The organism is Rhodospirillaceae bacterium (assembly GCA_018662005.1).
Lineage (GTDB): Bacteria > Pseudomonadota > Alphaproteobacteria > Rhodospirillales > JABHCV01 > JACNJU01.
This window is the reverse complement of the sequence record JABJHA010000046.1, coordinates 1-14,755: the sequence shown is the minus strand read 5'-3', so window position 1 is coordinate 14,755 and position 14,755 is coordinate 1. Positions and strand designations below refer to the sequence as shown.

The 14,755-nt window shown below is 50.9% G+C and carries 9 protein-coding genes, 1 tRNA gene and 2 pseudogenes; 9 read left to right on the top strand and 3 right to left on the bottom strand.

Annotated features, from left to right (window positions below; genetic code table 11):
- The first annotated feature begins 23 nt into the window (after positions 1-23).
- The 4 genes and pseudogenes from HOL66_16300 to HOL66_16285 all read left to right on the top strand — a co-directional run bounded on the left by HOL66_16300 (position 24) and on the right by HOL66_16285 (position 3,451).
- Positions 24-1,745, top strand: a complete 1,722-nt coding sequence (locus HOL66_16300; GenBank protein ID MBT5245794.1) for a tetratricopeptide repeat protein — start codon at positions 24-26, stop codon at positions 1,743-1,745.
- Positions 1,746-1,751: 6 nt separating this feature from the next.
- On the top strand, positions 1,752-2,648 hold the full coding sequence (locus HOL66_16295) for a 4-(cytidine 5'-diphospho)-2-C-methyl-D-erythritol kinase (GenBank protein MBT5245793.1): 897 nt from the start codon (positions 1,752-1,754) through the stop codon (positions 2,646-2,648).
- 75 nt (positions 2,649-2,723) lie between these two features.
- Positions 2,724-2,798: transfer RNA gene (locus HOL66_16290), tRNA-Gln, on the top strand.
- 368 nt (positions 2,799-3,166) lie between these two features.
- Positions 3,167-3,451, top strand: a pseudogene (locus HOL66_16285) (HigA family addiction module antidote protein).
- A gap of 230 nt (positions 3,452-3,681) precedes the next feature.
- Here HOL66_16285 and HOL66_16280 read toward each other — a convergent pair.
- From HOL66_16280 to phnD, 3 genes are read right to left on the bottom strand one after another with little or no spacing between them, the layout of a single operon-like run.
- Positions 3,682-5,079, bottom strand: a complete 1,398-nt coding sequence (locus HOL66_16280) for a sigma-54-dependent Fis family transcriptional regulator (protein MBT5245792.1) — start codon at positions 5,077-5,079, stop codon at positions 3,682-3,684.
- Positions 5,080-5,084: 5 nt separating this feature from the next.
- Positions 5,085-6,551, bottom strand: coding sequence for a HAMP domain-containing protein (locus HOL66_16275; protein MBT5245791.1), 1,467 nt, complete (start codon positions 6,549-6,551; stop codon positions 5,085-5,087).
- Positions 6,552-6,553: 2 nt separating this feature from the next.
- Positions 6,554-7,447: a phosphate/phosphite/phosphonate ABC transporter substrate-binding protein gene (phnD, locus tag HOL66_16270; protein MBT5245790.1), complete on the bottom strand. Its 894-nt coding sequence runs from the start codon at positions 7,445-7,447 to the stop codon at positions 6,554-6,556.
- Positions 7,448-8,088: 641 nt separating this feature from the next.
- On the opposite strand from phnD, the pseudogene HOL66_16265 reads away from it, so the two are divergent.
- The 5 genes and pseudogenes from HOL66_16265 (at position 8,089) to HOL66_16245 (ending at position 14,305) form a co-directional block, all read left to right on the top strand.
- Positions 8,089-9,501 (top strand): annotated as a pseudogene (locus tag HOL66_16265) (cytochrome C).
- A gap of 88 nt (positions 9,502-9,589) precedes the next feature.
- Positions 9,590-10,432, top strand: a complete 843-nt coding sequence (locus tag HOL66_16260) for a 4Fe-4S dicluster domain-containing protein (protein MBT5245789.1) — start codon at positions 9,590-9,592, stop codon at positions 10,430-10,432.
- 30 nt (positions 10,433-10,462) lie between these two features.
- A complete protein-coding gene (locus HOL66_16255; protein ID MBT5245788.1) occupies positions 10,463-12,973 on the top strand; it encodes a molybdopterin-dependent oxidoreductase in 2,511 nt (836 codons plus the stop codon).
- Between the two features lie 19 nt (positions 12,974-12,992).
- Positions 12,993-13,682 (top strand): molecular chaperone TorD family protein, encoded by a 690-nt coding sequence (locus HOL66_16250; GenBank protein ID MBT5245787.1) that lies wholly within the window; start codon positions 12,993-12,995, stop codon positions 13,680-13,682.
- A gap of 188 nt (positions 13,683-13,870) precedes the next feature.
- Positions 13,871-14,305, top strand: a complete 435-nt coding sequence (locus HOL66_16245; GenBank protein ID MBT5245786.1) for a hypothetical protein — start codon at positions 13,871-13,873, stop codon at positions 14,303-14,305.
- Positions 14,306-14,755 lie beyond the last annotated feature (450 nt).

The window sequence follows — 14,755 nt, the reverse complement described above, 5'->3', positions numbered from 1 at the left end:
ACAAACCATAGAGACTTAAAACCTTGATACGTCATTGCAGATTTTCCAGGCCCCTTGCCGTCGCGTTGCTGGCGCTGCTGCTGCCCGCAGCATGTGCATCGGACAACCTGGATTTAGACCATACCAAAGATATCAGCGGGCCCACCATCACTGGCGGGGAGTCGCTTTCGGGGAATTTCCTTTCCGGTCGTCATGCCCAGGCCGTTCGCGACATGCCCGAGGCGGTAAAATTCCTGACCAGGTCCATCGAACTGTCCCCCGACATACCTGACCTTGTCCGTCGCGCCTTCGTCCTGTTGGCCAGTGAAGGGCGGATCGCCGAAGCCGTGCCGTTGGCCCGCAAAGTCATTAAGAAAAATGCCGTCAGCCCTATCGCCAGCCTGACGATCATTGTTGACGATTTCAATAATGGTCGTTTTGAAGATGCGGTAAAAACAATCGAGGCTTTGCCCGGTGGCGGCTTGAACGGTTTCATGGCGCCGCTTTTGGCCGCCTGGAGTTCGGTTTCTCAAGGCCAGTCGGCGACTCAGGCGACGGTTCATCTTGAGCCCCTTTTGAAAGATGGATCGAAACCGCTTTACTATCTTCACAAGGCCATGATTCTGGATTTCAAGGGTCAGCATGATGAGGCGGTCAAAACCTATCAGGATGAAATCAAGGAACAAGGCGGCGTTTCGCTACGGGTTATCCAGTTACTTGGCAATCTGTTCAGGCGCATGGGCGAGAATGCCAAGGCTGAGTTGTTGTACAGGAATTTCAGCAAATCCAATCCAAGTTCGCCGATTGCCCGTCATGCCTTGAAAAAACTGGAATCGGGCGCCCCGGTAACGCCGCTTATCAGCAGCGCAAAAGAGGGCGCGGCGGAAGGTTTCTTTGGCATCGCGACGACGCTTTCCCAGCAAAATGCCAGTGAGACGGCATTGATTTTTGCCCGCCTGGGCCTCCACTTGCGGCCGGATTTTCCGGTTATGCAGATCCTGCTTGGCAATATCCTGCAAATGGACGATCAACTGTTGAGCGCCAACGGCGTCTATAACGCCATCGACCTGGCATCACCCTATTCCTGGCCAGCGCGACTGCGGGCAGCTGAAAATCTCGATGATCTGGATCGCACCCAGGAAGCCATTGATGCCCTCAACGCCCTGGCCGATGAGGAACCAACCCTGGCTGACCCGCTAACCCGCCTCGGTGATACCCTGCGCGCCCACAAGCGCTTTGCCGAGGCCGTGGTCGCGTACGATAGGGCGTTCGAGCGGATTGGCACGCCGGAGCGTCATCATTGGCCCTTGCTTTATGCCCGTGGCATCGTTCTGGAGCGCTCCAAACACTGGGACCGCGCAGAAGCCGATTTTCTTAAAGCTCTCGAATTTGAGCCAGAACAGCCTTTCGTTTTGAATTATCTCGGTTATTCCTGGGTTGATCAGGGGAAAAATCTCGATGAGGCCAAGGACATGATCCGCCGTGCCGTCAACTTGCGGCCCAGTGACGGTTATATTATCGACTCCCTGGGTTGGGCCCATTTCCGTCTGGGTGAATTCGCCGACTCGGTCAAGGAAATGGAACGCGCCGTGGAATTGACCCCCGAAGATCCGGTTCTCAATGATCATCTTGGTGATGCATACTGGCGGGTCGGTCGTAAAACCGAAGCCCGATTCCAGTGGGAAAGGGCGTTGACCCTGAACCCGGATGACGAATTGCGTATTCAGGTCGAGGCCAAAAAGGTCGATGGCCTGCCGGATCTCTAGGCCGGAATGACCACCCCTCGCTCCTTTACGATCACCGCTCCGGCCAAGATCAACCTGTATCTGCACGTTACCGGCAGCAGGGATGACGGTTTTCACAATCTGGACAGTCTGGCCGTCTTCGTCGGTATTCAGGATTCTCTTAAGTTTAGTCCTGCCGATGATTTGAGTCTGGAAATAGAAGGGCCTTTTGCCTCTGAACTGGAAGCCGTGTCGGACAATCTGGTTTTACAGGCGGCCCGGGCCTTGGCCGACATGGCGGGGACAAACGGTGGCGCCCAAATAATTCTGACCAAACGCTTGCCGCCTGCATCGGGTATTGGCGGTGGATCAGCGGACGCGGCGGCTACTTTAAAGGGCCTCATGCGGTTGTGGGATATCAAACCCGACCCGCAGGAATTACATGAACTGGCCCTGAGGTTGGGGGCTGACGTGCCGGTTTGTCTGAATGGGCGGGCTGTTTTTATGGGCGGTATCGGTGAAGATTTGACACCGGCCCCGGCTCTGCCAACGGCCGCGCTGGTGCTGGTCAACCCTGGATGTGCGCTTTCTACGCCGGCGGTCTTTACGGAACGGGCGCAAATGGATGCACCGGATTCTGCACCGGGTCGCTTTGATTATGCACCTGGGGACCTGGCTGAATTGGTCGCTATTCTTAAAACCCGTGGTAATGACCTGGCCCCGGCAGCCATGCAGATGGAACCGGTGATTGGCCAGGTATTGGCTGAACTTGAAGGCTGTGCCGGGGCGCTTATGGCCCGCATGAGCGGCAGCGGGGCGACGTGTTTTGGCTTGTTTGCGGACCCCGGCGAAGCCGCAGCCGCGACCATTAAGATGTCGCAGGATCGACCGGACTGGTGGGTCCGGGCGGGCTCATTGGAAGCCGATATCAATCGCCTGAATTAATATCAAAAGGGCAGCTTCTGGGGTCTTGCGGCTTTGTCTGATTGGCCTTATGTTCTGCGCCAGTCATTAACATGATGGGGCGTGGCCAAGTGGTAAGGCAACGGCTTTTGATGCCGTCATTCGCAGGTTCGATCCCTGCCGCCCCAGCCAAATATTAACAGCCCTGAGCTTCGTGTTCAGGGCTGTTTTTTTATCTACCAAGATGCTGTTGATTGGCTTTCTGATCGGAAAGCTGGGCCTACTATCGGAAATCACTTTAATTGCGAAACGACGCACTTTAAATGCGAATTCTCAAATTGAGTGCGACAAACGAGAATTGTGAAAATTTAAAATTCAACAATAAAATCATAAGACTATAAACAACTGATCGAGAAAAGAATATTCTGGAAATGATTTCCTGGATATTCGTGTTTTTTAGTGATTGTCTCGTGGCGCATTGACCCATGCCTCAATAGGTAATCTCGAGTTAATCCAATGACTGTGGCGGATCTGTTTCACCTTCGAAAAAGGAGAGGCCCATGAAGTCGAAATCACCGATTACCATTGACGAGATCAAATTGCCTCCCGTCCATCTCGGCGAGGTTCTGGTCTAGGAATTGGCGGAGATAAGCGTCCCCGTTTCGGCTTTGGCCCGCGCTCTCGACGTGCCCCAGAGCCGCATGGCCGAAATCATCTCGGGAAAACGGGGCGTCACGGCCGACACCGCTCTCAGGCTAGGCGCATACTTCAACACTTCGGCCCGATTCTGGCTCAACCTGCAGGTCGCCTACGACCTTGCGACGGCAAAAGCACGTGTGGTTTGACACATAAAGCGAGAATTCCAGCAACGTGCCTATAACGGCTTAAACGCAGTATTGAACCATATCTTGCGAATAGCATGTCACATTAGGTGAGAAAGTGTCTCTTTCTGGAACCGTAAAATGAGAATGTGATGTCAGATTCACCTGCACATAGCAGAAGTGAATTAGTGTCGTCGGTAACCGCCGGTCTTAGCCAAGAACAGACATTCGCGGGTTCTTCCATGGAACTGGGGTCATTCCTTTTCAATGCCGTATCGCTTCATTTTTTCCCACAGATTTTTACGAGAAATTCCCAAGTCATCGGCTGCTTGGCCGATAACCCAGCCGCATTGGACCAGAGCTTGATGAATCGCCTGACGTTCTGCGCTTTCAACGGATTCTCTTAGGGTATGAGAAGACGTATGTTCCTCATGATCCTCGTCCAAAGACATCAGGTCATGAGCCATAATGCGTGTGCCATCACTTAAGGCTACGGCTCGTTCGAGAATGTTTAGAAGTTCCCGCACATTACCGGGGAACGGCATTAACAGAAGTTTGGCTTCGGCTTCGGCAGAAAGTTTTTTCTGCGGCACACCCATTTCATTGGCATGACGTTCGACGAACATGCGGGCCAGGAACAGAATGTCGGTGCGTCGGTCGCGTAATGCAGGGATATGAACGTTGATAACGTTAAGCCGCCAATACAGATCCGCACGGAACCGACTATCCTTGACGGCTTCGTCCAGTTCCACCTGGGTTGCGGCAATGATGCGAACATCAAGTGGTACAGGCTCGGTGCCACCGACCCGGTCAACGACCTGTTCCTGTAAGACCCTCAGCAACTTGACCTGGGTTTCGGGCGGGATTTCAGCAATCTCATCGAGGAAAATAGTACCCGTATTGGCCTGCTCAAAACGCCCTATATGACGCTGGGTTGCGCCGGTGAAGGCCCCCTTTTCGTGACCGAACAACTCACTCTCGACAAGGTTCTGCGGCAGTGCTGCACAATTGACTTTGATAAAAGGCTTGTCGGCCCGGCGGCTGTTGTGGTGCAGAAGCGACGCCACCACTTCCTTGCCGACACCGGATTCCCCGGTGATCAGGACAGAACTGTCAACGCCTGCAAGCCTTGCGATAAGCCGTTCGATACGGCGCATTGAGGTGCTTTTTCCCAGCATTCCACTGCCGGGACGAAATGTTTCACCATTCAGTCCAAGAGAGTCAGCTGACAGGTTTTGATCCTGAATCCGGGAAAGGTTGCGCTGGATTTTCTCGATGAATTCCTGCAAATCGAAAGGCTTGGCCAGATAATCCAGGGCGCCCGCCTTGACCAAAGCGACAGCGTCAGCAACATCGCCAAAGGCCGTCATCAAAATGACGGGAATGCCGGGATAGTGTTGCGAGATTTCGTGAAATAAATCCGCCCCGGAACCGTCAGGCAGGCGAATGTCCGAAACAACCATATCGACATCACCCTTCAGGAGTTGGATCTGGGCGCTGGCTAGATCAAAGGCAACCCTGACGGGGATACCTTCAAGGCGCAACCTGTCCTCCAGTGAAAGCCGCATGATTTCGTCATCTTCGACAATCAGGACGCACAAATCTGATAATTCAGTCTCTTGTAATACTTGAGAGTTCGGTACTTTTGGCATTGCCTTTATGTGCTCACTTCCATCGCCGGTAAAGTAACCTGGAACTGCGTTCCGTTGCCCACCTCACTCTCAACTTCAATTACGCCGCGCATGCTTTCTACGAGCCGGTAAACAATCCATAGCCCAAGCCCGGTGCCATTTTTCTTGGTTGTAAAAAACGGATCGAAAAGCTGCTTTCTGTTTTCGGGGGGAATGCCCGGTCCATTGTCGCTCACCTCAAGGATGATGCAATTTCCATCCTGAAATGTTCTGAAAACCACCGTCCCTTTATCATGAAGCGCCTGAATGGAATTTTTCAAAAGATTGAGAACAATTTGCTGCACCCTGCGTTTGTTGATCATGACTTCGGTGCCTAAGTGATTGTCCCAGACAAAATCGATATCTCGACCATTGATTTCGGATTCGACAATGTCGCGCAGGTCATCCAGGGAAGAGGAACTGTCGGTGCTGTGAGCCTCTTCGATGCGAAGTTCAACAAGAAGGCTTTCAACAATATTTTTTATTCGATTCAAACCCTTATCAAGAAGGGGGAGGTAGCGTTCAACCAGTTCAGGGTCCTCAGGATGTTTTTTCAGGGTGTCGATACAATTCATCAGACCGGCCAGCGGATTGTTGACCTCGTGGGCAACGCCAGCGCTGATCCGGCCAAGAGCTACCAGTTTCTCGCTGACGGCGATTTGTTCTTCCAGGGATTTTTTCTCGGCCATTTCCTTTGCCATCTTGTTAAACGCCGAGGCCAGAATTCCCAACTCATCATCATTGCCAACCGGTATTGGTTTTATGTTGGAAAATTCCCCTCGTCCAACAGCTTCCATGCCCTCTGTCATGGCGGAAAGCGGCATGGTAATTCTTCTGGAAATGGCCGTTCCCAACAAACTGCCCAGAGCGACAAGGGCAAGGGTTAAGCCAATAATAATAAAGGTAGATCGCTGGGCCTTTAGATAGAGTTCTCTTTTTGATAATCTAACCCGAACAATACCGAGTAATTTCTCGTCAGAATAAATTGGTGCTACACCTTCCAAAAACCCGCCATTACCAACACCACTATTCAGGATGGTTGGGGTGCGTACCTCTCTTGCCTGTGCGAACAGTTGCGTTTCAATCTCGCTGGAATGAACTGGCGGTATGCCCAGTGGGTTATTGTTTGGATCCAGGTGAGCAAGAACAATTCCGTCGGTGTCCAGTATCATTCCGGTCAGGATATGTGTGTCCTGCGTACCGCCCGGAACTTTATTGGCCATAATTTTTAGACTTTTGTATAGCGACCAAAAATCGCTTTGCAGAATATCCTCAGGCGCTGTTACAGCAATTGAATGGGCAAGCAAAAGAGCGCGATTTTCCAACTCCCGATGGAAACGTTGCCAATCCAGCGTCACAATGACGGCACCAATTGTAAATGCGACACCGGCAACAACGGCTGTAATTGTCAGCGCAAATTTAACGGACAATCCTTTATGGAGGGAGCTAAACAACTTTATTGCCTTTTGATCGTATTGGCATTTTCGTTTGATGCAGTAGAGCCATCCAGGGGATTTCCGGTGCGAATTTTTTGAGCCATTTCACGAATATTTTTAAAGATGCTGTCGGGGGATTCCCCAAAACTATCTAATTTAAGGCCATTCAGGAATTTGCGCCCATCGGGATCTTCGTCCATTCCCTTGATGACTCTTTTCATTCGCCAGACCGTTTCAAGGTCAACGCCCAGGCGTGAAACGAGTGGCGGGAACCCAAATACCGGGGATTGATTGATCACGCGGGTTTTCTCTGCCAGTTCGGGACGAAACTCTTGCAGGTATTCCCAAATATAGGAATCAACAGCGCCGCCATCGGCGAATTGCTCGGCCACCGCTTCCACTGTTTCGGCATGGTTGAAGGTGAAAAACGTCTGTCGAAAGAAAGACTCTTTGTTGGTGCCTTTTTGGGCAAGAAGATATTGCGGGTACAGATATCCGGAATTTGATTCCGGGTCTGAATAGGCAAAAGTCTTCCCCTTCAAATCATCCAGAGACTGATAAGGGCTATCCTTGGGAACGATGATGAACGAATGATAAAGTGGGCTGCCTTTATATACAGGCACCGAGAGCATTTTGATAAATTCAGGATCTCGGTTTTGAACATATGGAAACCCGCAAATCCAGGCAAAATCCAGGCTGCCGGATTTCAGCATATCCATGACTTCGCGATACGACCGGCGACGGACGAACTCGACAGGCTGGCCCATTTTTTTACTCAGGTAATAAGCCCATTGATCAAGAAATCTTAAGTTTTCGCGCACAACAACAGCGGTCAGGCCAAAACGGATGGGGACATCGCTCCGGGCCACCTCAAGGTCATCGGCACGGGCACCGTTTACTGTGCTGGCATACAGGAAAATGGAAAAGCAAAGAAAGGCCGCCCAGTTTTTCCTCACGGAAACCCCCTTTCGGACAAGTTCTTGCCAAGCTGAGGAGAACTCTTTACCCCGCCCAGTAAAGATAGCTGTTTGAAATAATCATGTGCGTTCTCTACTAGCCTAATAATTATCTACCTATTATGGATATTTCGCAAATCTGCGAGACGTCAAAATCAGCAAGTTCTGCATCATTCATGGCTTCAGCTTTCCACCTGATGTTACCAATTGGTAACGTGGAACTCTTAAAAACACACACATCAACTCATTGAATCACTATACGAATTCCGGGCTCGTTACCGTGCATACCCCGATGTTACCTCCAGGTAACGAAATCGAAAAGCTATCCACAGGCGCAATGCTCTTTTTGGGAAATTATTTAATTAAATCAGCATATTAGCGATTCTGGCACAGAACCTGCTTTATAGACCATAGAAAAAAAATGGTATTTCGGCTTGTTTTTTTCATGAGCCGGGAAAAGGCCGTTGCATTTACAGGATTAAGGGGTTCGCGACTTGAAAGTCGGTTTTTCGATCACCGGGGGAACAGTAGCCGCCAGTGCCGTGGTCCTTATTATATTGTTAACTGGCGGTTGGTTCGCTCAGGCCACCTACTTCAAACAGTCATCGTTCTGCGGTGGTTCCTGCCATGCAATGACTGAGCAGTTCACCGCCTGGAAGAAAGACAAACACTTCGCCAGCAACAACGAGAAATCCCAAGAAGCAGGTTGTGTCGATTGCCATATCCTTCCCGGCGAAGAGAATTCGATGAAGGAAAAGTTTCGAGGATTGCGTCACCTGAGCGCGAGCCTTTACGACGCCAACATGCCCTTGCCGATCCGTCCTGTAGTGAATGATGAGTCCTGTTTACGGTCAGGGTGCCATTCGAAGGAGAAAATACAGGACAAAGAAATCAAATTCACTAAAAAAGTCCGCTTCAAGCACAAGGCTCACTTTGAGGATAAGGCACTTAAAGGGCAGCAGGGGCTTTCCTGTGAAACCTGTCATTTCAAGGTAACGGCGGAAAAGCATTTCGAGGTTCCGAAAGATATTTGCTTTCTGTGTCACCTGAAACTCGAAAAGCCCACCCTGGAACAGGCGGTCATGGAAGAAGTGACGATTGGCGAAAAGGCGGTTCAGGAAATCAGTTTCCGTCAGAGACCCGCCATCGATTTCAACCAGGGCGCCTCAAAGTGTGAAACCTGTCACGAAATCCCGACCAAGTCCCTGCAGGGCCAACTCAGTGCAGAAGATTCCAAGGTCAAGGCGATCACCCATCAGACCATCAAGGAGGCCGGTGTCGCTTGCGAAGGTTGCCATTATGAGATCGTCAAGGGTCATGGAGAAGTCAACACCGGGAACGTTGTCTCGAACGGCTGTCTAACCTGTCATAACCGTAACGATGAACTGCTGTCCAAGGCCACTGATGGCAAACTGATGCATGGTCAACATATCGCCTCATCGCGTGCCGATTGCTTCGACTGCCACAGCGTTATTGAACATAAAAACCGTACCGACCATCTGGACTTCGTACGCGAGGATTGCACCTTGTGCCATCAGGATCAGCACAAGTATCAAAAAATGCTCTTGGCGGGTATTCCGGTTACCGACGGCATTCGTGCCACACCCCACCTGATGTTCAAGGTCAATACCAATTGCATGGGCTGTCACCTGAAGAAAGATCTGAACAAGGGACATGCGGTTCGCACCGGTGCGCCTGAAACATGTGCTGCCTGCCACACCCCTGAGCATAAAAAAATGCTTTCTGATTGGCGCAAGCAGGTCGGCAATGAAGTTAAGGGTGCTCAGGAGTTGGAACTGGAAGCACAGGAAGCTCTCGAACAAGCCATTCAGAAAGGTTTCGATTCAAACACCATAGCCGAAGCCAGGGAGATGATAGCGGCTGGACAGAAATTCCTGGAAATCGTTCGCATTGGCAACGGAGTGCACAACAAGAAATACGCGATCACCATACTGGATGAAGCGTTCATCAATTTCGAAGACACCATCGATCTGCTGAATGACGGTGGCTAAGGAAAAACAAGGGGCTCAAGACCTCAAGCGAACTTAACACGTATTGAAATCTAACGGAGGAAGGCACGATGAAAAGGAGATGGAGACGATGAATAATATAGACAAACCAAAGGTCGGACGCCGGGAAGTTCTGAAAGGCGCTGGTGTTTCAGTTGCTGGAGCAGCCGTTATTGCCACAGGCACGCAAGTCGCCGAAGCCGCTGGTACAGCACCCCGCTGGGCGATGGTTATGGATTTACGAAAGTGTGTTGGCTGCAGGGCCTGCACGGTCGCCTGTAAATCTGAAAATGATGTCTCCCTGGGGCGCTTCAGGACCGTCATTCAGGAAAAGACTTATGGTACCTTCCCCAAAGTCAAGAAGGGCTTCCTGCCGATCATGTGCAATCACTGCGAGGGTAACAAGGAAGACGGTGTTCCGCCTTGCGTCAAGGCTTGCCCTGAATTTCCCGGCGAACGCCTTACCTTCAAAACGCCGGATGGAGGCAAGATCCGCTATCGTGGCGGTGCTACCTACAAACGCCCGGATGGCCTGGTTCTGATCGAATCGGAACTGTGTATCGGCTGCGGCAAGTGCATTGATGCCTGCCCTTACGGTGTGCGTTCGTTCAATCCGTTTGTTAAGGCTGGCAAGAAGCCTGAAAAGCAGGCCGCCGACAAGTGCGACATGTGCAAGGAAAGGGTTGCCAACGGTATTGACCCTTCGTGCGTAAACACCTGTCAGGGTCGCGCCCGAATCTTTGGCGATCTAAACGACCCGAACAGCGAAGTCGCCAAGCTGGTCAAGGAACATAACCTTGCCAAGAAAGTCCTGCTTCCCAAGGAAGGGACTGATCCGCAAGTTTTCTATATCGACCCGGATAACATGTTGGAGAAGCTCTACACCAAGCGCGAGAAGGGCAAATTGGACCACTACGTAGATGTGATCCCATAGGAACCAGCAACCAGATTAAGGAAGATGAAAATGAAAAAGTTAAATCGTCGAAACTTTATGACACTTGCTGGTGCCAGCGGAGCAGCACTTGCGACGGGTGTCGGAAAACCAAAAAAGGCTTTGGCCGGAAATGTAACATTCAAAAATGGCGGGCGTGATTTCTCGCCCGTTACAGGTACGGAACGAAAAGCAATCCCGACCGCTTGTTGGGGTTGTGTGACCCGTGATGCGATGATTGGGTATGTCGAAGATGGCAAGCTTAAGAAACTCGAAGGCCATCCGGACTCAATCAGGACTCTCGGCAAGCTGTGCGCCAAGGGCCAGGCCGGTGTTAACCAGGTCTATTTCCCGGATCGCATCCTTTATCCATTGCAGCGTGTTGGCAAACGTGGCGAGCACAAATGGAAAAGGATTTCATGGGACGAAGCCCTGGATATCATCGCCAGCAAATTGAAACCCCTACGTGATGCCGGCAAGCCAGAGCAGTTTATGTATGCCTACGGTCGTCATAAGGCTTCTCAGTGGGCCGTTACCGGCGACTTCCTTTCGGCATACGGCACCAAGACCATCGGCAACCACACATCCGTTTGTGAAGGCGGTAAGTGGGTCGGTCAGGAAAGTCTTTGGGGTGGCATGTATGACAACTGGGATTACGACAAAACAGACTTCGTGGTTAACTTTGGATCCAACCAGTTCGAAACCCACACCAACCATATCCCGACTTCACAGCGTCTGATCAGGGCCATGGTTGATCGTGGGGTGCCACTTTACACCTTCGATGTCAGGCTTTCGAACACCGCCGCCAAGTCGACCGAATGGGTTCCAATCCAGCCCGGTTTTGATGGCCTGGTAATGCTGTCGATGATCAACGTCATTATGAACGAAGGTTTATTCCGTAAAGATCACTTCAAGTATATGCGGGTAACGCCTGACCATCATGCGACGACGGATCAGAAGATTGCTGCTGTTAAGGAACGAGTGGCTAAGTATACGCCTGAGTTCGCTTCCAAGAAAAGTGGCGTTCCGGCTGCCAAGATCACTGAAATCGCTCGTGGTTTCGCCAAGGCAAAGTCAGCCTGTTTGGTGACCTACCGTGGTACGGTCATGCACCATCACGGTGCCGATCAGGAACGTGCCGCAATGTTGCTTGCAGCCATCACCAACAACCTGGATACAGCCGGTGGCCGTGTCATGGGTGTCGGTGGCAGTTGGAGTGCACCATCGTCGACCCCGGCGAAGGTTCAAAAGGGCTTGCACCTTAAGGACGGTTTCCCCGGCGAAGCAGCCTTTCCAACCCATCATGTCAGCCAGTCCATTCTTCCATTGATCAAGGATGGCCAAAATGGTCGGCCCAGTGTGTATTGGTGGAGTTGCTACAACCCGACCTACATTAACGGTAACAATAACGAGGCTCACGAAATCATGAAGGACGAAAGCATTATGCCCTTCCTGATTACTTCGACAATCTCCTACGACGAGTCCTCGCAGTATGCTGACATCATCTTGCCAGACGTAACCTATCTTGAGCGATGGGATTGGGAAGATATGGTTGATGCCTCTCAGATCGGCGAGAACTACATTCGTCAACCTCTCGTCAAGCCTTTAGGCGAAGCGAGATGCCAGGGTGATGTATGGCCGGAACTGGCCAAGAGGCTTGGCTTCGAGCTTGTCTATTCGAGCAAGAAGGACTTCGTCAAACAAACCTGTGATATGACCCCGGGCGTCAAGGAAGCCGGTGGTTTTGATTACATGGTAAAACACGGTGTCTGGCATGATCCGAATGGCAAACCCAATTACGGGTTCTATGAGGCGAAGGTCGATGTTTCCGGCGACGGCGTCATTCTCGACAAGGATACCGGCGTCTACTGGAATCATAAGAAAGCCGGAGTTGGCAGCAACGCCAAATACCTTGAAACCAAAGGCGCCAAAAATGCCTACGTCGCCCAGGACATTGAAGGGACTCCGCGTAAGGCTTATCCGCCGAACACGAAGTTCGTCAAGTCGGGTCTTCTTGATTTCTATTCCGACAACTTCAAGGGCGCGGGGCTTCCTCCGTTCCCGACCTATACACCAACACCTGAACACGAGGCTATGGCCAAGGACGACATGATCCTGACCACCTACAAGGTTGCCGTACACACGCACTCCCGTACGTCACAATGTAAGTGGCTGTCCGAGATCAAGCACGACAACCCGGCCTGGATCAATTCCAAAACCGCCACAGAACGTGGCATCAAGGATGGCGATGCGATCAAGGTGAAAAGCACTGTCGGAGAAATCACGACGACCGCCTATGTGACCGAGGGAATTATCCCCGGAGTCATAGCCATTTCCCATCATTTTGGCAGGAAGTTCTCGGGCATCTATGGATCAGGAAAAAGTAACCCTGGCAGTGTGGGAAGTTCCAGCGATCCCGACGCCAAAAATATGACGTGGAACAAACATGGCGTTCACCCTAATGCAATCATTCCAAACAGCTCTGATCCGATTAGTGGAGCGCAGCGCTGGATGGATACGGTTGTTCAGGTCCAAAAGGCCTAAGTTCTAAAATTAAGGAGAAATGAAAATGGATACCCCTCGGAATGACATGGTCCAAATGGCAACGGCGCGAGCCAATGTGTATGGCCTTCTGGCCGATGTCTTCCGGGAGGCGCCATCTGACGCTCTCCTGTCAAAGCTCAGGGAACCGGAATGTTCCGATGCCCTGACTGCGCTCAACCTCTCACTGGATGAGATGTTTGAGAGTACTCCCCAAGACCAACTTAATGAGAACTTGGCCATTGAATATACGAGACTTTTCATTGGACCAAGTTCTCATATTTCTCCACATGAATCGATGCATACGGATGCGAGATTTGGAGAGAAGAAAGCCTTGTGGGGGGAACAGACAGTCGAAGTGAAAAAATTCATGGAGGCGGCCGGTTTGAAAGTCAATGATGCCTTTGGCGGAATGCCTGATCACATCAGTGCAGAGCTTGAGTTCATGCAACAGTTACTCCTTAAGGAGGCAGAAGCATGGACAAACCAGGAGCATGAACTGGGCCAAAATATTCTGAATATCCAAAAACGATTTTATGACGAGCATCTTTCAAAATGGGTTTCCAATTTCTGTAATGACGTCATCGAAAAAACCGGTCTGCCCTTTTACAAACAATTTTCTGAAGTGACAAAAGACTTTATCGAACTCGAAAAAGAGACTCTGAAAGATCTGATGATCGAGGCAAAGGAGGGCGACAGGCTTTCTGCATAGCCCGATGGTTGCCCTCCGGCTTGTAATACTTTCCATCCTTTTAACACTGAAGACCCCTGCCTACGCCTGTGGCTGGTGGGGCGACGGTGAAATGTCCCAAAGCGACGACGATATTATCGCCGCCGATGGCCGTCCAGTTGAACAATCCCTCGACCTTAAATCCATGAAGCTTCCTGGAAAAATGGGATATGGCATCGCCGTTCCAGGGCTGGGCGATACCCTATCTGTTAGCGACCTTCGGTCAACCGATCACGCGCATAAGCGAATTTAAAATTTTCGGGTTCCGTTCCGTTATCGATCTCGCGACACCTGCGTCCACGGCAGCTCTTCACCGCGCCGAGACCGAAGCAGTCGGCATGCGGTATTTCAATATCCCCATCGAAGGCGATATGCCGAGCCGAAAGCAATCTGCCCTGTTTAACCAGACCGTCCTCAACGCCAACAACGGCCCGCTACTGGTCTACACGCCAAGGGCAGCATTACTCGGAGTGATGTGGGCGTCCTATCGTTTGAATCTGGGCTCTTCGGTGGAGTATGCATTCCAAGAGGGAAAATCCCTGGGTTTGACCGAACAACAGGAAGCGGAACTACGAAACTGGAAGTATCATTCAAATTCAAAGTAAAATTTCAACGTTTGATATGGGCCATGACCTGCCCTTTTGGCCGACCCAAAATGACGTCCGCTCTATTCGTCCTATGCGGAAGTGTTAGAGAGTAATCTCGGCTTTCTGCACGTATCCAGTCCTTATTTCGATTGAATTACCAGAGTCACAATTCTCAAGTTATGCATCCAAGCACAGCCGGCGGGAATTGGGCAGTTTTTATAAGTTATTGATATTGGCCGAAATCGAGGAAATTCTTTCTCAAAGTTAGCTATAAAAAAGCTAATCGTTCGCATATTAGACCGTAAAATTCTCATAGTTTAAGTATGATTCGGTAATACCCCCATTTTCAGAGGGCCGCATAAATAGAATCGTTTAAGCGGCTATGCTTATCATAGCCAGTTTCTGTTTTGGCGTTATGCCGCCGATGGCCATGTTGGGCCGTTCGTTGTTGTATGTCCATAACCACTT